The organism is Candidatus Poriferisodalis sp. (genome assembly GCF_965204195.1).
In the GTDB taxonomy this organism is placed as follows: domain Bacteria; phylum Actinomycetota; class Acidimicrobiia; order Acidimicrobiales; family Poriferisodalaceae; genus Poriferisodalis.
In genome coordinates, this window is sequence record NZ_OZ241975.1 from 2,218,356 (window position 1) to 2,241,037 (window position 22,682).

The 22,682-nt window shown below is 67.1% G+C and carries 19 protein-coding genes; 11 read left to right on the forward strand and 8 right to left on the reverse strand.

Annotation, left to right across the window (positions count from 1 at the left end):
- Positions 1-4 precede the first annotated feature (4 nt).
- Positions 5-2,626: a molybdopterin cofactor-binding domain-containing protein gene (locus ACOGI8_RS09830; protein ID WP_419853625.1), complete on the reverse strand. Its 2,622-nt coding sequence runs from the start codon at positions 2,624-2,626 to the stop codon at positions 5-7.
- A gap of 212 nt (positions 2,627-2,838) precedes the next feature.
- On the opposite strand from ACOGI8_RS09830, the gene ACOGI8_RS09835 reads away from it, so the two are divergent.
- On the forward strand, positions 2,839-3,171 hold the full coding sequence (locus ACOGI8_RS09835; protein ID WP_419853626.1) for a hypothetical protein: 333 nt from the start codon (positions 2,839-2,841) through the stop codon (positions 3,169-3,171).
- A gap of 291 nt (positions 3,172-3,462) precedes the next feature.
- Positions 3,463-5,844 (forward strand): ATP-binding protein, encoded by a 2,382-nt coding sequence (locus tag ACOGI8_RS09840; RefSeq protein WP_419853627.1) that lies wholly within the window; start codon positions 3,463-3,465, stop codon positions 5,842-5,844.
- A gap of 75 nt (positions 5,845-5,919) precedes the next feature.
- Here the strand turns inward: ACOGI8_RS09840 and ACOGI8_RS09845 are convergent, their stop codons facing one another.
- On the reverse strand, positions 5,920-7,233 hold the full coding sequence (locus ACOGI8_RS09845) for a cadherin-like beta sandwich domain-containing protein (protein ID WP_419853628.1): 1,314 nt from the start codon (positions 7,231-7,233) through the stop codon (positions 5,920-5,922).
- A gap of 376 nt (positions 7,234-7,609) precedes the next feature.
- Between ACOGI8_RS09845 and ACOGI8_RS09850 the strand changes: the two genes are divergently transcribed.
- The 4 genes from ACOGI8_RS09850 (at position 7,610) to ACOGI8_RS09865 (ending at position 11,176) form a co-directional block, all read left to right on the forward strand.
- Positions 7,610-9,031: a fibronectin type III domain-containing protein gene (locus ACOGI8_RS09850; RefSeq protein WP_419853629.1), complete on the forward strand. Its 1,422-nt coding sequence runs from the start codon at positions 7,610-7,612 to the stop codon at positions 9,029-9,031.
- 316 nt (positions 9,032-9,347) lie between these two features.
- Entirely contained in the window at positions 9,348-9,962 is a 615-nt protein-coding gene (locus ACOGI8_RS09855) for a hypothetical protein (RefSeq protein ID WP_419853630.1), read from the forward strand.
- Positions 9,963-10,136: 174 nt separating this feature from the next.
- Positions 10,137-10,676, forward strand: a complete 540-nt coding sequence (locus tag ACOGI8_RS09860) for a hypothetical protein (protein WP_419853631.1) — start codon at positions 10,137-10,139, stop codon at positions 10,674-10,676.
- A 50-nt stretch (positions 10,677-10,726) separates the two neighbouring features.
- Positions 10,727-11,176 carry a nucleic acid-binding protein gene (locus ACOGI8_RS09865; protein ID WP_419853632.1) on the forward strand — a complete coding sequence of 150 codons (450 nt, stop codon included), beginning with the start codon at positions 10,727-10,729 and terminating at the stop codon, positions 11,174-11,176.
- A 69-nt stretch (positions 11,177-11,245) separates the two neighbouring features.
- On the opposite strand, the gene ACOGI8_RS09870 is transcribed toward ACOGI8_RS09865, so the two are convergent.
- Genes ACOGI8_RS09870 through ACOGI8_RS09880 form a run of 3 tightly spaced genes read right to left on the reverse strand, consistent with a single transcriptional unit; the run spans position 11,246 to position 15,083 of the window.
- A complete protein-coding gene (locus ACOGI8_RS09870; RefSeq protein WP_419853633.1) occupies positions 11,246-12,172 on the reverse strand; it encodes an N-carbamoyl-D-amino-acid hydrolase in 927 nt (308 codons plus the stop codon).
- A complete protein-coding gene (locus tag ACOGI8_RS09875; RefSeq protein WP_419853634.1) occupies positions 12,169-13,452 on the reverse strand; it encodes a Zn-dependent hydrolase in 1,284 nt (427 codons plus the stop codon). The genes ACOGI8_RS09870 and ACOGI8_RS09875 overlap by 4 nt, the downstream gene beginning before the upstream one ends.
- A gap of 47 nt (positions 13,453-13,499) precedes the next feature.
- Complete coding sequence (locus tag ACOGI8_RS09880; RefSeq protein WP_419853635.1) at positions 13,500-15,083, reverse strand: pyridoxal-phosphate dependent enzyme; 1,584 nt, start codon at positions 15,081-15,083, stop codon at positions 13,500-13,502.
- A 118-nt stretch (positions 15,084-15,201) separates the two neighbouring features.
- Between ACOGI8_RS09880 and ACOGI8_RS09885 the strand changes: the two genes are divergently transcribed.
- The gene (locus ACOGI8_RS09885) at positions 15,202-16,197 is read left to right on the forward strand and encodes an LLM class flavin-dependent oxidoreductase (RefSeq protein WP_419853636.1); all 996 of its coding nucleotides are present in this window, start codon (positions 15,202-15,204) and stop codon (positions 16,195-16,197) included.
- A gap of 62 nt (positions 16,198-16,259) precedes the next feature.
- Here ACOGI8_RS09885 and ACOGI8_RS09890 read toward each other — a convergent pair whose 3' ends face one another.
- The 3 genes from ACOGI8_RS09890 to ACOGI8_RS09900 form a co-directional block, all read right to left on the reverse strand.
- Entirely contained in the window at positions 16,260-17,315 is a 1,056-nt protein-coding gene (locus tag ACOGI8_RS09890) for a phosphotransferase family protein (protein ID WP_419853637.1), read from the reverse strand.
- 67 nt (positions 17,316-17,382) lie between these two features.
- A complete protein-coding gene (locus ACOGI8_RS09895; RefSeq protein ID WP_419853638.1) occupies positions 17,383-17,814 on the reverse strand; it encodes a hypothetical protein in 432 nt (143 codons plus the stop codon).
- Positions 17,811-18,782, reverse strand: coding sequence for a DUF7065 domain-containing protein (locus tag ACOGI8_RS09900; protein WP_419853639.1), 972 nt, complete (start codon positions 18,780-18,782; stop codon positions 17,811-17,813). The genes ACOGI8_RS09895 and ACOGI8_RS09900 overlap by 4 nt, the downstream gene beginning before the upstream one ends.
- Before the next feature lie 175 nt (positions 18,783-18,957).
- Here ACOGI8_RS09900 and ACOGI8_RS09905 point away from each other — a divergent pair, with 175 nt between their 5' ends.
- Genes ACOGI8_RS09905 through ACOGI8_RS09920 form a run of 4 tightly spaced genes read left to right on the forward strand, consistent with a single transcriptional unit; the run spans position 18,958 to position 22,657 of the window.
- Positions 18,958-19,425, forward strand: coding sequence for a hypothetical protein (locus ACOGI8_RS09905; protein ID WP_419853640.1), 468 nt, complete (start codon positions 18,958-18,960; stop codon positions 19,423-19,425).
- Positions 19,426-19,450: 25 nt separating this feature from the next.
- Positions 19,451-20,323 (forward strand): phytanoyl-CoA dioxygenase family protein, encoded by an 873-nt coding sequence (locus tag ACOGI8_RS09910; protein ID WP_419853641.1) that lies wholly within the window; start codon positions 19,451-19,453, stop codon positions 20,321-20,323.
- 53 nt (positions 20,324-20,376) lie between these two features.
- Positions 20,377-21,666 carry an aspartate aminotransferase family protein gene (locus ACOGI8_RS09915; protein ID WP_419853642.1) on the forward strand — a complete coding sequence of 430 codons (1,290 nt, stop codon included), beginning with the start codon at positions 20,377-20,379 and terminating at the stop codon, positions 21,664-21,666.
- Positions 21,659-22,657 carry a phosphotransferase enzyme family protein gene (locus tag ACOGI8_RS09920; RefSeq protein WP_419853643.1) on the forward strand — a complete coding sequence of 333 codons (999 nt, stop codon included), beginning with the start codon at positions 21,659-21,661 and terminating at the stop codon, positions 22,655-22,657. Before ACOGI8_RS09915 ends, ACOGI8_RS09920 begins: the two co-directional genes overlap by 8 nt.
- Positions 22,658-22,682: the final 25 nt, after the last annotated feature.

The following is a 22,682-nucleotide window of genomic DNA, read 5'->3' on the forward strand; positions in this document are numbered from 1 at the left end:
GCCGTCAGACCCAGGCGTCGGCGCGCTCTCGGTTGGATGGGTTGCGCATCGGCAGCTCGTTGTGCCAGACACCCTCGTGCTCGCGCAGCGCTGCCGCCACCGCGCCGGCTGTGGGTACGAGCCCGATCTCGCCGACGCCCTTGATGCCGTAGGGAGCACCGGGCTGCGGCGACTCCACCAGGATCACGTCGACGTCGGGCATGTCCTTGGGCCGGATGATCGCGAGGCTGCGCAGCGTGGAATTGAGCGGTCGCCCGTCGGCGTCGGCAGGAAAGCCTTCGCTGAGCGCGTAGCCGAGACCCATGTGCACGCTGCCCTCGATCTGGCCCTCGCACAGCACCGGGTTCACGGCCCGACCCACGTCGTGCGCGGCGATGACTCGCTCCACGTTGCCGGAGTCGGGGTCGAGGATCACCACCTGGGCGGCGTAGCCGAACGTGGAGTGGATGACCGGGTTCTCCAGGCCTTCTGACAGCGAGTTCGTCCAGTCCACCCGGTACTCGCCCTCGTAGTCCGTCTCGGGCCGGCAGCCGTCGGCGAGTGCAGCACGGCACGCATCGGCCACTGCGCCTGCGCCCATGAGCGTGCCCCGGCTGCCGGTGGTCTGGCCGGCGCCCAGTTCACGGGTGGAGTCCACGATCACCCGCACCGCTTCGGGGTCGACACCAAGCTCCTCCACGGCCACTTGCAGCGCCACGGTGTGCACGCCCTGGCCCATCTCGGTCCAGCAGTGACGCACCTCGACGGTGCCGTCACCGCAGAAGCGCACAATCGCCTTGGCGATCTCCTTGAAGCCGTTCCCGAGGCCGGAGTTCTTCAGCCCCAGCCCGATCCCAACCGGCTTGCCGGCGGCGCGGGCCGCCTCGTAGGGCTCGCGCACGGCATCGAGGCACGCCTGGGCGCCCAAGCAGCCGTCGTCCATGATTTGGCCCGGTCCCCACACTCCCCCGGGCACCACCACGTTGCGCTGGCGCATTTCGAACCCGCTGATGCCCACCGCTTCAGCCAGCCGGTCCATCACGCCTTCCATGGCGAACTGTGCTTGATTGGCACCGAACCCCCGGAACGCGCCGCACACCGGGTTGTTGGTGCGCACCGCAACCGACTCGACGTCCACCGATGGCACCAGGTACGGCCCAGTGGCGTGCCCGGCCGACCGTTCCAGCACCTTCATGCCCACCGAGGCGTAGGGGCCTGAGTCGCCGAACATGCGGGCCCGTACTGCAGTGAGCTTGCCGTCGGCGTCGCAGCCGACCTCGTAGGTCATGCGGATGGGGTGCCGCTTGGGGTGCATGAGGAGCGACTCCTCACGCGACAGGGTGATCCGCACCGGACGACCCGTCAGCCATGCCGCCAACGCCGTATGGGCCTGGTTCGACATGTCCTCTTTGCCGCCGAACGCCCCGCCGTTCGAGACCAGCTCAGTCGTGACGATGGAGGGGTCGAGAGCCAGTACTGCAGCGATGTCGTTGCGGTCGTCCCAGATGCCCTGCCCGCCGGTGTACACGTGCAACCCGGCGGCCACTCCATTGGCCGGCGTCGGCACGGCAAGTGTCGATTCGGGTTCGAGATAGGCGTGCTCGATGCGCTGGGTCTGGAACGTCTCGGTCACGACATGCGCGGAGGCGGCCAGCGCAACGTCGACATCGCCGCGGGAATAGGTGGAGCGAGACAGGATGTTGCCGTCGAGCTCCCAGACGGCGTCGATATCGCTGTCTTTCACTCGCACCGGGTCGGTCATGGGTTCGAGGACGTCGTAGGACACCTCGATCAGCTCTGCGGCACGTCGAGCGGCCGGCCGGTTGTCGGCCACCACGATGGCGAGCACATCGCCGAGATACGACGTGCGCCCGCCGACTGGGATCATCACCGGCCAGTCCTTGTGGATCAGGCCCACCCGCAGCACGCCGGGGATGTCGGCCGCAGTGAACACCGCCTGCACGCCGGGCTCGGCCACCGCAGCGCTCGTGTCGATGGCGAGCACGTCGGCGCGGGCATGGTCGACGAAGCGCAGCGCGCCATGCAGCATGCCGTCGGGATACATGTCGTCGATGTAGGGGCGGCTGCCCAGCGTCAGCTCGCGGGCCTCGTAGCGAACGCCCGAGCTGCCGACGCCCTTGGGCGGCAGCGCCACGGGTACCTCCCCCGCCGCCAGCGACTCCACCGCGTCGAGGATCTTTGTGTAGCCGGTGCACCGGCACAGGTGCCCGCCCAGGTGACGGCTGGCCTCCTCACGTGTCAGCGCCGAGCCCTTGCGGTCGAGCAGGGCCTTCAACCGCACCACGATGCCCGGGGTGCAGAAGCCGCACTGCAGAGCACCGTGCGCCGCGAACGTATTCGCCATCGCATCCAGCTCGGCCTCATCGAAGCCCTCGACCGTGGTGATCTCCGTGCCCGCCGAGCGCTCGAGGCTGGTCTGGCAGGCCACCCTGGCTTTGCCGTCCACCAGCACCGTGCAGCAGCCGCACTGACCCGACGGCGCGCACCCGTCCTTGGGCGAGATGATCCCCAGCTCATCTCGCAATGCCGCCAGCAGGTGCTCGTGATCGCTGGCAACCGTGACCGGCGATCCGTTCAGCACGAACTCCGTCACCGAACCGGTGCTTGCTTCCGAACTCGCCGTCATCGGCAACCTCGTCTCCGGGACAGCGGCGTTGTCCTGTCCCCTCCCCGAGGGCCATTGTCGCACCGCTGCGCAACCATTCGCACCACCGCACCGCAGCCACTGCGCCCGCCACCGACGTGCCGCTCACAAGGTTTGTGATATTTAAAGCATTACCGATAAATTTCTTAGTATTTTGAAGATCGACGGCTAGGGTGCCGTGCTATGTTGACGACGTGGAAGACCTCGGCGCAATGGTGATCGCACAGATCATCACGGTCGCGGTGGCAGCGCTGGCCATCGTGTGGAACCAGCAGCGCACCGTGGCTGCGCTGCGCACCGAGATGCGGGAGGAGAACGCAGCGCTGCGCGCCGAGATCGCCGCATTGCGCAGCGAGATGCGCGAGGAGATCGGGGCGCTGCGCACCGAAGTGGCCGCGAACAGCGAGCGCCTGTCGCGCATCGAGGGCTACCTGGGCATCGGCATGTCCGCTGAGGCCGCAGCGGGCGCTGCAGGAGCGTTCATCACCGCGGGCGCCCGAACCGCCCAGCCTCAAACCGCCGACTGATCACACTCTCGGCACCGCCGACGGCCTCAGCCCGCCGGCTCACCGCCAGCTACCTGCGCCACACCGCCGAACTGCTCGTTTTCGGTGGCCGTACCGCCATCGGCGACAGCGTCATCGACGACGGGAAGCAGTAGCCCCGCCGCGAGGCGCCGATGCCTGCGCACCGCGCCCGTGCGCTCAGCAACCGTATTACATAGGCAGATATCCAGATAAATTGGTCTATGAAGCCATATGATTCGAGATGGCAGGGAGGCGCCGCAACGCAGTTGCGCCCAAGCCAGAACGGATGTCGTGGCCGAACAAAACCAACGAGACCAGGAACTCAAGGCGCTACAGCAGCGGCTCACGCAGCTCAGCGAGGCCAGCCTGCGCATCAACAAGAGCCTGGAGTTCGACACTGTGCTCCAGGGAGTGCTCGACTCGGCCCGAGACCTCACGGCCGCCCGCTACGGAGTGATGACCCTGCTCGATGAAGGCGGGCAGATCGCCGATTTCTTGTCGTCGGGAACCACCGCCGAGGAAGCCGAGCGGCTCTGGCTCACTCCCGACCCCTATGCGATCTTCGAGTCCCTGACGGAGATCTCCGGGCCCCTGAGGGTGACCGACCTGACGGAGCACGTCCGATCGCTGGGCTTCGCCGAGTTCGAGATCCCCGTGCCGGTCGAGGTGTTCAGCTTCTTGGCGGTGCCGATGCTCTTCCGGGGCGACCGGGTGGGCCACCTCTTCGTGGGCGCCAAGGACGGCGGAGCTGAGTTCACCCGCGCCGACGAGGAGACGCTGGTAATGTTCGCCTCCCAAGCGGCGCTGGTCACCGCCAATGCTCGACGCCACCGCAACGAGCAGCGGACTAGGGCCGACTTGGAGACACTGGTGAATACCTCGCCGGTGGGTGTCGTGGTCATCGATGCCGCTTCCGGCGAACTGGTGCTGTTCAACCGGGAGGCCGCACGCCTCGTGGAGAGCCTGCGGGAAAGCGATCAGCCTCTTGAGCAGCTGTTGGAGACCGTGACCTGCGTGCGGGCCGATGGCCGGGAGCTGTCGCTGGGCGAGCTGTCGCTGTCGGAGCTGCTCGGAGCCAGCGAGACCATCAGGGCCGAGGAGATCGTGCTGCGGGTTCCCGATGGCAGCAGCGTCAGCGCCCTGCTCAACGCCACCCCGATTCGCTCCGATGACGGCGTCGTGGCCTCGTTGGTGGTGACCCTCCAGGACTTGACGCCGCTGGACGAGCAGGAGCGGCTGCGGGCCGAATTCCTGGCCATGGTGAGCCACGAGCTCCGGACACCCCTCGCCGCAGTCATGGGTTCGGTGAACACGCTGCTGGACAGCTCCGACGGGCTGGATCCCGCCGAGAGCACGCAGTTCCTCCGCATCATCCGCGACCAGTCCGACCAGATGCGGCACCTGATCGGCGACCTGCTCGACGTCGCCCGCATCAACACCGGCACCCTGCCCGTCACCCCCGAACCCGCCGATATACACCAGTTGGCGGACGATGCCAGGGGCAGGTTTCTCACCGGCGGCGCCGGCCACCCCGTGAACGTGGATCTGGCGCCGGGCCTACCGCTGGTGATGGCTGACCGGCGACGCATCGCCCAGGTGTTGAGCAACCTGCTCTTCAACGCCGCCGGGTACTCGCCCGACGGGTCCCCGATAGAGGTGCGCGCTGCGCGAGACGGAACCCAGGTCGCGATCTCAGTCACCGACCAAGGCCGGGGCATACCGTCCGAGCAGATGCCCGATCTGTTCCGCAAGTTCTCGCGGGCACACGGCCCAGACCACGGAACCGGCGTCGCCGGCTCGGGCTTGGGGCTCGCCATCTGCAGGGGCATCGTGGAGGCACACGGCGGCCGCATCTGGGCCGAGAGCGACGGAGCGGGCCTCGGAGCGCGCTTCACCTTCACTCTGCCGCCGGCGGAGGCCGCGACTACCACTGCGGTACCAGGCCTCCCCGGGTCGCGGCCGTCGGCACAACGCCAAGTCCGCGTTCTAGCCGTCGACGACGACCCCCAGGCGCTTCGCTACATCACCGACATCCTCGCCAAGGCCGGCTACGCGACCGTCGCAACCGGCAACCCCGCCGACATCGGCCGCATCATGGCCGAGGAGAAACCCCACCTCGTCCTGCTCGACCTGGTGCTGCCCGACCGCGACGGCATCGAGGTGATGAGCGACGTGCGGGCGAGGGCCGACGTGCCGGTCATCTTCCTGTCGGCATACGGCCACGACGAGACCATTGCCAGAGCCTTCGACATGGGCGCAGCCGACTACGTGGTCAAACCGTTCTCGCCCACCGAGCTGACCGCCAGAATCCGCGCCGCGCTGCGCAAGCAGGTGGACCTCCTCGAGGGCGAGCCATCGGCGCCGTATGAAGCCGACGGGCTGAGCATCGACTACGCCCGGCGCCGCGCCGCAGTGAGCGGCGAGCCGGTGGATCTCACCGCCACGGAGTACAACGTGCTCCACGAACTGGCTGCCAACGCCCCCCGGGTGCTGACCCACAGCGCACTGCTGCACCGCGTCTGGGGACCAGAACGGGTCGGCGAACCTTGGCTGGTCCGCGACGTCATCAAGCGACTCCGCCGCAAGCTCGGCGACGACGCCAGCAACCCCAGCTACATCTTCACCGAGCCCCGCGTCGGCTACCGCATGCCCCCCGGTCAGACAGAGGACTGACCGCCCGAAGCCGCCGCCCCGCCAACTGAGAATCCTGTTTCCAGTTTTCTCACTTCATGCGCGGGCATCTGGGCCCTAGTCGAGGGTGATCTGGGAACTGGTCCAAGCGCCCTGGCCCCATTCGTTCCGGGCGCGCACGCTCACCTGGTACGTCGTGCCCGGCTCCAGGTCGCGGTAGACGATCTTGAGCTTCTTCGCGCCGGGACGCCTGACCTTCGCCTTCCCCCCGCTGCTGTCTTCCAGCTTCACTTGGTAGCCCGAGGGCGCGCCGCCGCCGGCCGGGGCGCTCCACGAGACGACGACGCGCTTGCCTTTCGCTGTGAGCTCTAGATTCTGCACGGGACCGGGCGGCGTCTCGGAGTCATCGCTCTCAGCGCCGTCCTGCGTCTCCTGTGGCTTGGCGATTGCAATGGTCGGGGCCTGCTCTTGCGCCTCGAGCTGCTGGTCTTCCTTCTGTTCGGGAACGTCAGGCTCCGCAGGGCACAGCGAATGTGTGCCCTGGCGGCCGTAGCAGAAGGCCTCCAGCCCGGTGCCCCGCAGCACGTTCAAGAAGTAGAGGTGAACCCCGCCGTCGACGTGCACACCGAGCCAGATCTCAGTCCGCTGGCGCAGGTTCTCAGCGAGGGTGATGGCCGAGCTGGTCTCGCCGGATGCGTTGACCCTGGTGGTGGTCAATCGATTGTGCCGGGTCGGATGCTCGAAGTCGGTGGCTGCCCGCACCTCTATCCAGTAGTCCGATCCTGCGTCCCAGGTGGGCGTGACAGTCACGCTCGACACATCCGACGGCACCCACAGCGAATACGAGGAGATCCAGGAGTAGAAGTCGGGCACCTGGTGGAGCGCGAAGCGAGGCACATGGCGCGCCGACGGCATGAGGGTTATCGGGCTACCGTTGTCGTCGGTCACCGTCAGGCCGGTCAAATCGCCCTTGAGCAACGGGTAGTCGGTCCGTGTCACCGTCACCGCGTAGCTCTTGGAAGTCAGGCCGTCCTGCGCGGTCACCACGATGTCGATGACGTTCTCGCCGCTGGACAGGCTCACCGGGGTGGCTGGATCGCTGCCGTTCACGGTCACCGTGGCATTGGAGTCGCTGAGGGCCGGGGTCACGAGCACCTGACGGACGTGATCTCGCACATCGGCCGTGTAGGCCGTGGTCGCAGACGAGAACGGCTCGTTGAGCGACACCGCCAGCGGCGGTTCCTCCGTCCGCAAGCGCAGCAGGGTGTAGATGGTGTCCTCGCTCAGCAGGTCGTGCAACGTGGAGGGTCTGACGAGGGTCAGCCCGGCAAGGTCGGCGTCGCTGGACACGCCCTGCGCTGCTGCAGGGGACGGAATGGCCACCCCGAGCGCCAGCACCAACACTGCAAGAGACCGAATGACGTTTCGCATGGCCGGGCAGGGTACCTAACTATGCACAAAATCATATGTCATTTGCCAAACTTATTTGGCAAATGGTGTTTCTTTCATAGAAATCATCTGGCATCCTCTGACGCTGCGAGCACGGCTCGCGGAGAAAGGAACCCAGGGATGCGGAACGCTCGGATATCGATGGCTGCGATGGCGGCCGCTCTGCTGGCGACCTTGCTTGTGTTTCGGCCGGCGCCCACCGCTGCTTAGGCACGCGGCTTCCTGAAGATGTCCAAGCCCAAGAAGATGGAGAAGCAGTCCGTGTTGTCTGACCCCCCCCCCCCCAAGGATGTGTTCTAGGGCAGCCCGCGGCCGTCCCCCTCTCGTTCGGCTGCGGTTCATTGCTACCGCGCTGGCAGTGCTGGCGGTCGTTGTTGCCCACGATGCACCGCCAGTCCAAGCGCAGACGCTCGGCATGCCCGCCACCGCGGAGATGCAGCGGTCGTGTCTGGGCTTCTATCTGTGGTGGGTGGAGTCGCCGGGAGCGACCGGCTACGAAATCGAGATCAGTTCGAAGAGCGGCGGCACCTGGGGCGCGTGGTCCAGCTCGGGCGTGTCCCACAGTGGCATCACGCAACCGGCGATCGTCACGGGGTTGACTCACGGCACCGAGTATCGGTGGCGGATCCGAGCGACCAAGGGCACTATCAAGAGCGATTGGACTCTGCCCAAGGATCAGGACTATGACATCCGAACGGCGCGCCGCTGCGCAGCAGGCCGGCCCAACCCGCCGCTGCTGCACTCGGCGGTGGCCGGGCCGGAGCAGGTGACGCTCACTTGGGAGGCCGGGGCCCTGGTCAGCGGCGCCGCGGTGGTCGGATTCAAGGTGCTGTATCGCTGGGAAGACGAGCACGGCAGCTTCATCACTCGATCGGCCAGTCTTGTCGGCGCGGACGCGACGACCGCTGTGGTGCCCGGGCTCACTGCAGGCGTCACCTACGACGTGTGGGTCCGCGCGTTCAGCAGCGGTGGGCAGGAGGCCAGCTCAAGGGCGCTGGAGGCGGTTCCGCAGATGGGCACCACGTCGGTGACCTCAGGCCGATGCAACCTGCCCGGGTACACGCCGCCTGGCCCGTCCACGATCACCACCTTCACGCCAACCCACAACAGCGTCACCCTGTACTGGAATTCGCCCGTGTACGGCACTACCTCTTCCGGGCGGAAGGACCACATCACCGACTTCCTGGTCTGGGTGAAGACGGCTGACAACTCGCATTCCGAGATGCGATTCGTGACAGCCAAGTGGTACGAGCCCGCGACATACAGCCACACGATTCCCGGACTGTCTCCGACGACGGACTACTGGGTGGGGCTGAACGCGCGCACCATCACCGCGTGCTACAGCGGCTGGAGCTCGGTCGCAGTCACCACCACGGCCAGCCTGAACAGCGGAGGCTTTCGGATCGGAGTGCTCCAGCGGCCGACGCAGGAGGAGCAGCCCGAACAGCCCGAGAACGAGTCAGCAGCCGACTCCCAGCCGACGCCCGAGACCGCGTCAGGATCGGCACCCGAGACCGAGGCTGAATCTGCGCCCAAGACCGAGTCCGAGTCCCCGCAGGCGTCCGAGTCGGACGCCGAATCGGCACCCGACTCCCAACCGGCGCCCGAGACAGAGCCCGAGTCGGCACCCGAGTCCGATGATGTCGTGGACCGCTACGACGCCAACGGCGACGGTGCCATCGACTCCACCGAGTACCGCGCAGCGCTCAAGGACTACGCCGCTGGCACGATCAACTACGACGACCTGCTGAAGGTCGTCAAGGCCTATCTGCGTTCCTGAGTTCCCCTGAACTCCCCCTGCCCGCAGCCGGCCACGCTCCGACGCTGTCGCCCGAACAGTCCTTGTAGAACCGAGCTGCGTCGACAGCGTCAGTCGCCATAGGCGGATCTCCAAGGCGGCCGTTACGGCGCGGGCCGGGTCGGTGTCGGGTGCGCGCTTCGCGGAGCGTGGCCTGCATGGGCCGGTGGCGGAAAGTGGTTGGAGGCGGGTGGTGTCCCGTGGCTATGTTGGTGGGTGCCCTCGTTGCCCGGCTCAGCGGCGACCGATTCTGAACCATCTGTGCGCTTTCCAGCGCCGTGACGCTCAGCGAGGGCCGATGTCCGCTCCCGATGAATCGATCGCCGTGATGACCGACCCGGCGTCAACCGACGACGAGCCGCCCGCCGGCCCGCCTGCGCCGGACGAGTCCGCGCCCGAGGCAGCGCCGGCTTCCACGGCATCATCGGGGCCGGTGGCAGATGCGGCGCATGACGCTGTGTCCGAAGCTGCGGTTGACACGGGGCTGCCAGCGGCCGCAGGTGTCGCGTCAGCGGCGAGGCCGGGGGTGTCGAATGCCCTGATCACGGTGTTCGGCGGCCTGGTCGCGGCATTGCTGGGGGCGCAGGCGGTGTTCATGGTCTGGCAGATGGGCGTGCTGTCGGATCGCGTCGACGGTCTCAGTGACAAGATCGACGGCGTGCGCACTGAGCTGAGCGCGGAGTTTCGTTCCGAGATCGGTGCTCTGCGCGATGAGTTGCGCTCTGAGTTTCGCGCCGAGATCGGTGCTCTGCGCGAGGAATTCCGGGCGGAGTTGCACTCAGAGATCGGCAGCCTCCGCGCGGAGATGCGGGAGGGGTTCCGTGAGGTGCACGCGATTCTTCGCGACCACACAGATCGGCTGGCCCGCCTCGAGACCGCTGCCGGCCTGCCGCGCCCCGCTCCGGTCGAGTAGGGGCGCAGCAGGCGGCTCGGCTTGAGTGCCGGTGAATCACCCTGGGTTGTTTGCTGACCCGGAGTGATTCAGGGTGAGTGCCGGCGTGTGCGGGCTCGCCAGCGGATGTGCGGCTCCCTGTGCCGTGAGCGCCGTATTTTTGACATCTGCAAATCGGATGTCTAGCTTGGCGGCATGGCCAGCGGAACCGGGCTGAGGCGAGAGCTGTGCGCAGCCGATTTTGCTGCCGACGCGCATGGCGTCAAGTACCACGGCGAGCTCAGCCGGCACCCTGAGGCGTACCTGCGGCTGCTGTCGCTGCTCAACGACCCTGCGAACGAGCAGCGGCTCATCGACGCCGAGATGCACGGACTGCCGGCACTCTGCGGGGTGGCCCGCTTCATCGAGGCCGATCCGATCATCGGAGCACTGATCTCAAGCGACGAGACCGCCGTGCGCGCACGGCAGACCATCGGCGTCGCCGTCAAGCTCAAGATGGCGAAGCTCGGCTGGCGCGGCACCGGCCGCAAAGGCGTCGTCAAGGGCGCCCGTCTTTTTTCCAAGGCCGAGCACTTCGCCCTCGACGACTCCTCATACGCCGATGCTTCCTCGCGGGCACTCGCAGCGCTCGATGCCGTCGCGGCCATCGGCAGCGACGAAGAGCGCGAAGAGACGGCTCGGATGCTGATGGAAGCACTTGCCGACAGCCGGCCCGCTGAAGGACGTCGGTTCTGACATGGAAGCGTTCGCCGACTGTCGGCGCACCGAAGGACGTCGGTTCTGACATGGTCATCGTGCTCGACAGCGGTCCCCTCGGGCTGCTCAGCAATCCGACGCCACGAGGGCCCGGCAACGATGCCTGGGAGTGGGCACGAGCACACGCAGCCGCCGGCGCCAGCATCGTGCTCCCCGAGATCGCCGACTACGAAGTGCGGCGAGAGCTGGTCCGTGCAGGACGCGCCGCCGGGCTCGCCCGACTCGACGAACTCCGCGCCGCCTTGAGCTACGCGCCCCTGTCGACGCCGGTCATGCGCGACGCCGCGTCACTGTGGGCTGAGGCACGCAACAGCGGGTACCCCACCGCACATCAAGCCGCGCTCGACGGCGATGTCCTGCTCGCAGCCCAAGCCCGCAGCGTGGCCGCCGCCGACCCGGCCCAATGGGTCGTCACAGCAACCACGAACGTCGCCCATCTCGAGCGCTTCGTCGAAGCAAAACACTGGACAGAGATCTAGCTCGCGGATGCCCCGGCTCACACGAACCCGTTCAAACGAACGTGGTGTCAACGTGGTGGTCCGCCCCGGTCAGGGCGGGGGGATGACGCCTTTCTGCTGGCCGATGAGCTTGTAGGTCTCGGGCCGGCGGTAACGGTCGAAGTTGAACAGCGTGTCCTTGTACTGCGAGCACCAGTCCAAGTCGCACTGGGCGGTGATGAGCTCGTCGCCGTCGGTGACCGCTTGGGCCACGATCTGGCCTGACGGGGCGATCACCGCCGAGTGAGCGAGCGACTCCACGCCCTCTTCTGTGCCGCCCTTGGCGACACCGACCACCCAGGTGCCGTTCTGGTAGGCGCCCGCCTGCATGACGAGATGGTTGTGGAACGCCTGGAGCGGATCTTGGATGGGGTCAGGGGCGTAGTGCAGCGGCGTGTTGTAGCCGATGAAGATCATCTCGACCCCCTGCAGGCCCATCACCCGGTACGTCTCCGGCCAGCGCCGGTCGTTGCAGAGGGCAATGCCCATGACACCGCCGAACGCTCGCCACACGTTGAAGCCCTCGTCGGATTCCTGGAAGTAGCGGCGCTCCAGGTGCTGGAAGGGCCGCTGGGGCTCGTGCTCTTCGTGGCCCGGAATGTGCACCTTGCGGTACTTGGCCACCAGGCTGCCGTCTCGGTCGACCAGGATCGCCGTGTTGTAGCGATGCCCGTCGGGCGTCATCTCGGCATAGCCGAGGTGGAAGCCGATGCCGAGGCGCTTGGCTTCGTCGAACAGCGGCTGGGTATCCGCCGAGGGCATCTCAGTCTCGAAGTACGCCAGCAGCTCCGGCGAGTCGTCGGGGAAGTACCAGCGCGGGAAGAACGTGGTGAGCGCCAGCTCCGGGAACACCACCACCTCGCATCCCCGGTCTGCCCCCTGCTGCAGCAGCGCGATCAGCCGTTCGACCACCTTGGCGCGAGTCTCGTAACGGGCGATCGGCCCGAGCTGCGCGGCACCAACAGTCAGCAGCCTCATGGCGCGCTGCCTGACGCAAGTACGTCGTCGATGTCACCGTTGGCCAAGCGCCACACGACGTCGGCGAGCAGGTTCGCCCCCGCTTCGATGTCCTCGGGCGACGTGTACTCGGCCGGGTTGTGGCTCACCCCGTCGAAACTGGGCACGAAGATCATCGCCGTCGGGCAGACACGGGCCAGCATCTGTGCATCGTGACCGGCACCCGACGGCATGCGACGGTGCGTCAATCCAGCCTCAGCAGCGCAGCGCTCGACCAGATCGATGACCGCTGGATGAAACTCCACCGGCTCGAATCGGGCGGTGCGCCGCATCGACGCGTCGAGGTGCTCCTCCTCGGCGTTGCGCGACACGATCTCGTCGAGCCGCGACTCGGCGTGCTGCAGCATTCCCTCGGAGGTGTTGCGCAAGTCGACGGTCATCACTGCCGAGCCGGCGATGACGTTCACCAGGTTCGGCACCAGCGAGATCGCCCCCACGGTGCCGACCTGCGAGTCGCCGATGTTGCGCGCCATGTCGCGCACCTCGCCGGCGATGCGGCACGCTGCGAGCCCTGCGTCGCGTCGCAGCGGCATCGGCGTGGTTCCGGCGTGGTTGGATTGGCCGCTGAGCGTGACCTCGGTCCACGAGATGCCCTGCACGCCTTCCACCACGCCGATCTGCGTCTTGTGAAACTCCAGCACCGGCCCCTGCTCGATGTGCAACTCCATGTAGGCGTAGGGCACCGTTCCGGGCACCGGGGCCGAGCCGCGATAGCCGATGCGATCCAGCTCGTCGCCCACGGCGATGCCGTCGCGGTCGGTGATCTCCAGGGCTTCCTCGAGCGCCATGCCCCCGACGTAGGCGAGGCTGCCCAGCATGTCGGGCGCGAACCGGCTGCCTTCCTCGTCGGTGAAGTAGGACACCGACAGGGGGCGAGCGGGCATCCGGCCGCTCGCCAGCACCGACTCGATGACTTCCAAGCCGGCCAGCACGCCGAGATTGCCGTCGTAGCGACCGCCGGTGGCCACCGTGTCGATGTGGCTGCCCATCATTACCGAGTCGGCAACACGACCCGGCTCGGTGCACGCCACGACGTTGCCCAGCCCGTCAACAGTGACATCGAGCCCCAGATCCGCCATCCACGTGCCCACCAGGTCGCGCCCGGCGCGGTCCTCGTCTGTGAGCGCCAGGCGGCAGTTGCCAGTCGTGCCCTCGATTGCGCCGATTTGGGCGAGCTCGTCCAGCCGGTTCATCAGACGCTCGCCGTCGATGCGCGGCGCTGCTGGAGTGGATCCGCTCATCGGCTCATTCTCTCATCACCCAGCGCTGTGCTCGCGTCGGCTGCCGTTCACACGAAGGTGAGGGCGACCTCGTCGTTGAGGTCGCTGATCATGTCGTCCCAGAGCTGTGGCAGGCCCCGCAGCGAACCCCAGAACGCTTGGTCGCGGCGCGCCTCGAAGTCGTCGAGGGGGACGCCCTGCTGCTCGACCCAGGTGTAGTAGCCGAGGTTGAAGATGCGGTCGCGACCCCGGTCTGACAGCACCTCGATGTGGGGGGCATCGTCGCTGTGGGCTTCGGGCGTCAGGTGACGCTCGATGATGCCGCGGGCGGCACCGGCGTCGAAGCTGCCCCCATGACGTTCTGCAAGGTGGCGTTCCCGCTCGGAGAAGTACATCTCGAAGCCGTCGGTTGCCACGGTCATGACCACGTCGTCGGGCCCCAGGCCGAGTTCGTTCGCGGCACGGGCGGCGGCGAGCGAGTTGCAGATCGACGAGTAGCCGAAATGCCCGAGTTCGTCGAGCACCCACGACGCTGCACCGAGGTGCTCGCGCAACGCGTCCCGGCCCGCCTCGGTGTTGAACACGAGCCCGAGCCCGTCGGTTGCCCGGTCGCTGACACCGACGATCACATCGGTGTTCATGACGTTGTGGATGAGCGGGATGTGCTTGTCGCCGATGCCCTGGATGTTGTGCTCGCCGTAGCCGTTGTAGAGCATGGTCGGGCACTCCAGCGCCTCGACCGCCACGATCTGGGCGCCGTGGGCGTCCTTGAGCCGATCGCCGGCGCCGAGCGTGCCCGCTGAGCCACTGGCCGCCACGAACGCGGCCAGGTTCAGCTCGCTGCCTGCGGGCGCGCCCTGTTGCAGGTGTTCGAACACCGCCAGGAGCGCAGCGCCGGTGACCTCGTAGTGCCCGATGTGGTTCGAGAACTCGCTGAACTGGTTCAGGATGAAATTGCCGGGATCCTGTTGCAGCTCTGCGCAGGCGTCGTAGATCTCCTTGACGTTGCTCTCCGAGCCGGGGGTGCGGATGACGTCGGCAGGGTCGGCGATCCAGCGCTCAAGCCACTCGAAACGCTCGCGGCTCATGTTCTCGGGCAGCACGGCCACTCCGCGGCACGCCATGATCCGGCTGATCGCCACGCCGCCGCGGGCGTAGTTGCCGGTGGACGGCCACACCGCCCGGTGCCGGGTGGGGTCGAATTGGCCGGAGACCACCCGCGGCGCCAGGCAGGAATACGCCGCCAGCACCTTGTGCGCACCGATCATCGGGAAGCGGTTCCCGAAGAGCACCACGACCTTCGCCGGCGTGCCGGTCAGCTCGCTCGGCAGCACCACGTGTTCGGGCACATCGGTGCGTCCGCCGGCGCCGTCGTTGAACCAGTGCACCCGGAACAGGTTCAGCGGATCGGCAAAATCGTGGTCGATGTCAGCAAGCGCGGTGTCCACGTCGGGGTCGATGAGCGTCGGATCGGTCAGCTCGGCGAAGGTCGGCAGCCGGATGCCCTGCTCCCGGAATCGCTCCACCACATGTGCCCGGCCTTGCGGATCGGTGACCTCTGTGGCGAGCTGGGCGCTGTAACTGGCGGGGAAGGCTGCAGCGGGCGCTCCATTCGGCCCGGATGCCTGAAGTGACGACATGTGGTTGGCCATACCGAACCGAGGCTAGGTTCCGCGAACGGCTCCATACGCCCGCGAGGCCGGCGATGCTGGGATGCTGGACAAATCAGAGGTTCGGAGCTCGTGACGGCAGATCCATGGCGGTAGATCGATGACAACAGCACGAAATGCGCTGTACCTGCAGGACGCGCACACCATCACCGAGGCGATGGGCTTCACCCAGTATGCGGAGGAACGCGGCTTCGAGGCCGTCTGGCAGGCCGACTCACGGCTCGTGCGCGAGGCCAGCGTGCCCATGGCGGCGTTCGCGGCCACGACGTCGTTCATCAAGGTGGGCGCAGGCGTCATCGACATCTGGTCCCGCAACCCGGCTCGCTTGGCGTCGATGTTCTCGACGCTCGACGACCTCGCTCCGGGCCGCATCATCTGCGGGCTGGGCGCCTGGTGGGATCCGTTGGCGGCCAAGGTCGGCATCAACCGCGCCCGACCGCTCGGGGCGATGCGCGAGATCACCACGGTGGTGCGGGCGTTGCTGGCCAACGAGAATGTGACGTTTCACGGCGATCACGTGCACCTCGACGATGTCGAGCTCGACTACGTGTACCAGGAGCGGCGGCCCAAGGAGGTGCCGATCTACATCGGCGCCACGGGCATGAAGATGATGGAGCTGACCGGCGAGATCGCCGACGGCGTCGTGCTCAACTACCTGGTCTCGCCCGACTACAACAGCCGGGCCATGGACGCGCTGGAGCGCGGCGCAGCTTTGGCGGGACGCAGCGTCGACGACTTGGACCGGCCCCAGCTCGTGGTGTGCTCGGTGCATGACGACCGTGCGACCGCACTCGACATGGCCCGCAACATGGTCACCCAGTACCTGGGCCAGCAGCCCCACATCATGAAGGCGTCCGGCGTGCCCGATTCCCTGCTCGAAGAGGTCGGCAAGGTGCTCACCTGGCCGGCCACTGCCGAGCAGGTCGAAGCGGCATCACGCCTCGTGCCCGACGACATCGTGCAGATGCTCACCGCATCAGGCACGCCCGCAGAGGCCCGCGAGGCCGTCGACGGCTACCTGGCCACCGGCGCTACCTGCCCGATCCTGTACCCGCTGGGCGACGTGCACGCCATGATCGACGCCTTCGCCGCCTGATCAGGAGGCTGAGCCCTGGGCCCGAGCGGCCCGTGGGCGCAGCGACCGTCGTCAAGACCCGGCTAATAGCCGAGTTCAGTAGCGGCGCGTTCGAGCGCCACGATGACCGACCAGTGCGTGCGGGCCAATCGCAGGTCGCTGTTGGAGCCGTCTGCGTACAGCCCGGCGGCGCTCATCCAGAAAGCTGCCGAGCGCATGGCGTAGAGCAGCTGGTAGTACGCACAGCGCATCTCGTCGATCTCAATGCCGGTGGCCTGCTGGTACCGCTCGAAGAACAGGTCCCGCGGCACCACGTTCGAGAGCAGTTCCGTGCCCTCACGGTTGAGCTCGGTGAGCACGTAGGCCACGTCGTACATCGGATCGCCGATGACCTGCAGCTCCCAGTCGAGGACCGCCGACACGCGGTCTTCATGGATCAGCACATTCCCGGTGCGGTACGCACCGTGCACGAGCGTGAGCTGCTCCGTGACCGGCGCATGGTGTCGCAACCAGCCGATCAGGTCGGCGAGGATCGGGTGGCCCGGATGGCCTGACTCGTCGATGAGTGCCTCCCACTTGGCGATCTCACGCAACGCGAAGTCGTTGCCTTTCTCGGGGACCCCGAGAAAGTCGAGGCCTGCCGCCCGCCAGTCGACGTTGTGCACGGCGGCGAGCGCATCGGTGAAGCTGACGGGCAGCACGCCCCGCTCTGCCGCTGCGGCGTAGTACTCGCGACCAGCGCTGCGCCAGGGGCTCGGGCATTCGCCGGGAACCCGTTCCATCACGATGGCGGGGGCGCCGAGAGCCTCTGGGTCGGCTTCGTACCAGTACGCACGCGGGGCGGGCACATCGGTCTGTTCGAGACACTTCAGTACCTGGAACTGCTCGCCGAGATCGGACTCGTGCCGCAGCAGGGCGTTGCCGGGATCGCGTCTCAGGCAGAACGCCTGCCGCTGCTCGCCGGCGCCGTCGGACCACACGGCGTCGAACAGCCAGGTCTCGTGTGACCAGCCGACTGCGATGCGCTCCATGCTGCTGACGGCAACGGGTCCAGCGGCGTCCAGCCGCTCGGCGAGGTAGTCGCTGAGAACACCCGCTAGGCCGACGTTGGCGTCACCCGCTGCACCCGCCGCACTCACCGGGCGATCTCCATGCGCCGGGCTGCGACTCGCCAACCGCGACCTCTCCCCGAGCCCTCAGCCGCACTCACCGGGCGATCTCCATGCGCCGGTCGATGTCGCGGCGCAGCACCTGGCGGATCGCGTCGAGCACGGAGGCGGCGACTGGGCCATCAGGACCCCAGCCATACAGGGCCTCCAACAACGGCCTCAACGACATCACCGATCGGTCCGACTGCAACCGTGCGACAGCGCCGCGAACTTCTTGCGGGACGGCTTCCGTCGTCGACGTCGGGGCGACGTCCAAGATGTCGTTCAATTCCGCCGCTAACCGCGCCACATCAGCAGCCTCGGCGGCCCGGTGCCGCTCTCCCAGCGCCGCCTCGCGGGCAAGCCGTTCCAGGATCACACCAGCCATGTGGGTCTGTGTGCGCTGGTATTCGTCGTCAACAGCCGGCGCGATCTCGCGACGCATCTGGCCGGCGAGGCGCTCCAACAGCACATGGCTCTCGAAGCTCATCTGCCGCCGCCGATCGACCAGTCGCCGCTGCGTTTGGCGACGGCGAAACGATGGGTGGGCCACATGTCCTGATCCTCGCCCCACCACTCGCCTGCCCCGTCGACCTCCCAGCGGATGAGGCTGTTGATGTCGATGAAGCTGTGGCGGTTGATGATGATCCGGCTGACCGGGCTGCCGGCCGCCACGAAGCGTTCGCCGGCGGCGTCCACGGCATCGATGCGGATCTCGGTGATCCAGCCATCGGGGCTCCGGCGGACTGTGCGCTCACCATCGACAAGGCTCGCCTGCGCATCGCCGTGCTGCACGAACCCGTACGCGACCCGGTCGACTCCGCCTCGGGTGTTGGTGACCGCAAGGAAACCCGAGCCGTCATCGCCCGCGCCTGTGACATATGCGGCTTGGCGGGGACGGTCCTCAGGTCGCCGACCCCACGTGCGGTCGCGCATCGACCAGCAATCGATATCGATGTCCTCGCCGTTGAGCTGGATCTGGCCGGTGACCCGTCCGATCTGGTCGAAGTGCGCCGAGCTGCCGAACGTCGAACCTCCCGCCGTCAGCGGCCGCGGCGCCAGCACGGCATCGAAGCGCAGATCAGCGCTGAAGCGTCCCGGGTCGTCGTAGCCGAGCCGGTACGCCATCGTCGGCGTCTCGGCCTTGATGCTGACGCCGTTGGGCAGGGTCGAATCCCGCAGATCGATTTCGGGCGGCAGGCGCAGGGCCGTGAGATTGGAGCTGTAGGGCACCTCCCACGGCAGGTGTGCGGTGTCATCCCACACCCAGGCTCCACCCGAGATCGTGCCGATGTTGTGGCGAGCCAGCGTGTAGAGCCATCCTCCGAGCTGCCGCTCGCGGTGATGGAACGAGAACCAGGCCGTCTCGGTGAACCACCAGTCGTCGCCTCGCAGATGGGCGTGAAAACCGTCGTCCTCGGCAGTGAAGACGGGGATGCTGCCCGATGCCTGACTCACAGGCCGCAGCGTAGAACGACCAACTCGTCCTGCTCAGATGCGCCGAGCCATCGTTCATGCCTTAACAGGCTATTTCGATAAATTCAATTGATCTTGGTGATGCGACCTGCTGGAATGCCCGCATGACTCCACACCCACACGAGCCTCGCCCACTCAGCACGGTCGGAGCCGGATCGTGACGGCGGACTACGCGTCGCTGCTCGCGGCGGGCATTCCCAAGCCGATCTTCTATGCCTGGTCGGCGATCCTGCTGGCGATCTGCGTCGTGAGCCATTTCCGGAATGTGCAGCAGTTGCACCAGCTCTCCCGGGAGACCGAGGCCAAACTGCAGCGCCTCGAACAGCGCATGGACGACTATGAACGCAGGGTCAACGCAGAGATGGCGCAGATACGCGCCGAGCTCGACGCCTACGGCGTATGGAGCGACGCGAACGACCGCTTCTTCCACCACGGCCTCGTGGCGGTCTCTCACATGATCGGAGCGAGAGCGGTGCCAGAACGCCGAGCATGCGCCGCCGTGCGGGCAGCTACACAGGAGCGGCGCGCAACCGAGACCGTCTGGCGCCCCAAACCGGCCCGCACTGCCAACTCCCCGGCCACCCTGCCCTCCGCGATGCGAGCGCGACGCCGGGCCGGTACGTGATGGCAGCAACGCGTACTGTTGCGGCATGGCCGAGCTTGCGCGTTTCACCCTGGATACACCGGACGACGAGATCGTCGAGGTGGTGCGGATCGACGGCGGCGCGATCATCGAGGATGCCATCGATGTCGACATGCTGAACTGGCTCGAAGCCGAGCTGCGTCCGTGGATCGACCGAACCCCGGGCGGGCTCGACAACTTCTCCGGCCACAACACGACCCGCACCGGGGCGCTGGTCGCACGCTCGCCGGCGTGCCGTGAGTTGGTGATGCACCCGAAGGTCATCGACATGGCCAACCGGTTCCTCGGCCCCTACACCAACAAGATCCAGCTGCACCTGACCCAGGTCATCAACATCAAGCCCGGCCAGGGCACCCAGCCGCTGCATCGCGACCGGGACGCATGGGGCGGCTACGTCCCCAGAGACATCGACCCGCAGTTCAACACGATGTGGGCGCTCAGCGACTTCACACCCGACAACGGCGGCACCCGCATCGTTCCGGGCAGCCCCGGATGGGATCCCGAGCGCAGGGCCGACGACGACGAGAAGACCCAGGCCGCGATGGGCGCCGGATCGGTGCTGCTGTACTCGGGCTCGGTGATCCACGGCGGGGGCGAGAACCGCAGCGATGCCGAACGTACCGGCATCAACATCACCTACACGCTCGGCTGGCTGCGCACCGAGGAGAACCAGTTCCTCTCGTGCCCGCCCAGCATCGCCAAAGACCTCGATCCCGAGCTGGCAGACCTGATGGGCTACTCGATGGGCAACTATGCGCTCGGCTACTACTCCGACCCCGACGGCATGCCCGGACCGGTTGACCTGCTCACCCCGGAGATCGTGCTCGGCCGCAAGCCGACCTCGAAGCACGACAACTCCTCATTGCTCGTCGGCGACTGAGTCGCCCTCCGCCGGCTCAGCCAACGGCCGCATCGACACGCATCACCGTTTCGATGAGCGCGCCGGTTGCCAGAAAGCTGCTTGAGCGCCGGGAACGGGCGCTGGGCGCCGGTGCGCAGCTCTTCTATACCGAGCCCCTGCACATCGTGCGGGGCGACGGCGTCGAGCTCTTCGACGCCGACGGCCGCCGCTACATCGACATGTACAACAACGTGCCATGCGTGGGCCACGGCAACACTCGGGTCGCCGAGGCGATGGCCGCCCAGCAGGCCACGCTGAACGTGCACAGCCGGTACCTGCACGAGGGCATCGTGAGCTTCGCCGAGCGCCTGGTGGCGCTGCATCACGACGGCATCGAGAGCGCGGTCATCAGCTGCAGCGGCACCGAAGCTGTCGAGGTGGGGCTGCGCATGGCACGACTCGCCACGGGCCGACGCGGCGTGATTGCCACCGACGCGACCTACCACGGGAACAGCGAGGCGGTCATTGCGCTGACGCTGGCAGCAAGGGAGCCAGAGGCGCATCCCGACGTCGCGACGATCCCCTTCCCGCAGCGCTTCCGTCCCATCAAAGACGGCCTCGATGACGCTGAGCTGGCCGACGCTTATCTCGACGAGCTCGCAGCCGCCATCGGACACCTCGAAGAATCTGGACACGGCGTCGCGGCAATCATCTTGTGCTCGATCCTGGCGAACGAGGGCTTGCCGGACATCCCAGGCGATTTCATGGCGAGGGCCGCGCAGATGGTGCGCGACGCTGGCGGGCTGGTCATCACCGACGAGGTGCAGGCCGGCTACTGCCGGACTGGTCACTGGTGGGGATACGAGGTCACGGGTTTCCAGCCGGACATCGCTGTGATGGGCAAGCCGATGGGCAACGGTCTGCCGCTGTCGGCGACGGTCGCCAGCAGGGAGGTCGTGGAGGGCTTCCGCGCGCGGACGCGACACTTCAACACGTTCGCCGCCAGTCCCCTGCAAGCAGCCGTGGGTCACGCGGTGATCGACGAGATCGAGGAACGCGGCCTTGCGTCGAGCGTCAGCGAGATCGGCCGCTATCTGAAGGCCGCGCTCGTCGATCGGGCGGCGGGTTGCCCGTGGATCGGCGACGTTCGCGGGCACGGCCTGTTCATCGGCGTGGAGATGGTGTCTGGGGAGGGTCTGGCTCCAGACCGAGCACGAGCGGTCGAGGTCACCGACCGGCTGAAGGAGCGCGGCATCCTTGCCTCGAACGCCGGTGCATTCGCCAACGTGCTGAAGCTCCGCCCGCCGCTCGTGCTGCAGCAGTCCCACGCAGAGGAGTTCCTGTCAGCCTTCGACGCAGTCATCGACGACATCGATGGATAGCCGCTGGCTGAGCGCGGCACATCAAGCGCTCGAAGCGTTCGGCGTGGAAACGACCCACCTCGAGTTGGTCGGCATCAGCGAGAACATCACCTTCCGGGCTGTCGAAGCCGGTTCCCGGCAGGCCTATGTACTGCGATTGCACCGGCCCGGGTACCACACAGCGGCAGAGCTCGACTCCGAGCGCATCTGGCTGGCAGCGCTGCGCGATTCGGGCATCTGCGTGCCCACACCGGTCTGCGCTCCCGACGGTCGCTACTTCGTGCCCGTCGACACCGGGCCCAATGAGACCCGCAATGCCGGGCTGAACCTGTGGGTTGACGGGGAGATCGTGGGCGTGCTGCTCACCCAGCCGGGAGGCACGAACGAAGCGCTCTCGGAGATATCGGAGTCGTTCGGCCAACTCGGCGGGCTGATGGCCGCCATGCACAACCAAGCGACAACGTGGACGCCTCCGTCGTCGTTCACCCGTCATCGCTTGGACAGCGATGGCCTGCTCGGCGATGCCCCCTTCTGGGGCCCGTTCTGGGAACATCCCAAGCTGACTGCCGGCGAGCGCGACCTTCTGATGGCCGCTCGTGATGCCTGCCGGCAGACACTGGACCGGTACGGCGAGCCCGAGCGGACATTCAGCATGATCCATGCCGACCTGCACCTGGCGAACTTGCTGGTATCAGGCGGCCAGCTCTCAGTCATCGATTTCGATGACGCCGGGTTCGGCTGGCACCAGTACGACATCGCCGTGGCAATGTTCCATTCGCGGGCCGCTCCCGACTTCGAGGCGGCCGCGACGGAGTTCTTGAACGGCTACCGAGATGTGCGGGCTATCAGCGACAACGATCTGGCCTTGGTGCCGATGTTCGAGCTGATCCGAGGCATGGCCATCATCGGATGGAAGGCCCAGCGGCCCGAGGTGGAATGGCCCGACGGTCAATTCGAGCTGCTGCTGAGCGGTGTTCTCGGCGGCTGCCGGCGCCTGCTCGCCGGGGGCTAGCGTCGGCGGTTGCTGTGCTGGCGGG

Coding starts and splice junctions, on each gene's coding strand:
- ACOGI8_RS09885 (WP_419853636.1), top strand. CDS start 15,202: ATGACAACAGCACGAAATGCGCTGTACCTGCAGGACGCGCACACCATC.
- ACOGI8_RS09920 (WP_419853643.1), top strand. CDS start 21,659: ATGGATAGCCGCTGGCTGAGCGCGGCACATCAAGCGCTCGAAGCGTTC.
- ACOGI8_RS09915 (WP_419853642.1), top strand. CDS start 20,377: ATGAGCGCGCCGGTTGCCAGAAAGCTGCTTGAGCGCCGGGAACGGGCG.
- ACOGI8_RS09830 (WP_419853625.1), bottom strand. CDS start 2,626: ATGACGGCGAGTTCGGAAGCAAGCACCGGTTCGGTGACGGAGTTCGTG.
- ACOGI8_RS09865 (WP_419853632.1), top strand. CDS start 10,727: ATGGTCATCGTGCTCGACAGCGGTCCCCTCGGGCTGCTCAGCAATCCG.
- ACOGI8_RS09880 (WP_419853635.1), bottom strand. CDS start 15,083: ATGGCCAACCACATGTCGTCACTTCAGGCATCCGGGCCGAATGGAGCG.
- ACOGI8_RS09870 (WP_419853633.1), bottom strand. CDS start 12,172: ATGAGGCTGCTGACTGTTGGTGCCGCGCAGCTCGGGCCGATCGCCCGT.
- ACOGI8_RS09875 (WP_419853634.1), bottom strand. CDS start 13,452: ATGAGCGGATCCACTCCAGCAGCGCCGCGCATCGACGGCGAGCGTCTG.
- ACOGI8_RS09895 (WP_419853638.1), bottom strand. CDS start 17,814: ATGAGCTTCGAGAGCCATGTGCTGTTGGAGCGCCTCGCCGGCCAGATG.
- ACOGI8_RS09845 (WP_419853628.1), bottom strand. CDS start 7,233: ATGCGAAACGTCATTCGGTCTCTTGCAGTGTTGGTGCTGGCGCTCGGG.
- ACOGI8_RS09855 (WP_419853630.1), top strand. CDS start 9,348: ATGTCCGCTCCCGATGAATCGATCGCCGTGATGACCGACCCGGCGTCA.
- ACOGI8_RS09860 (WP_419853631.1), top strand. CDS start 10,137: ATGGCCAGCGGAACCGGGCTGAGGCGAGAGCTGTGCGCAGCCGATTTT.
- ACOGI8_RS09910 (WP_419853641.1), top strand. CDS start 19,451: ATGGCCGAGCTTGCGCGTTTCACCCTGGATACACCGGACGACGAGATC.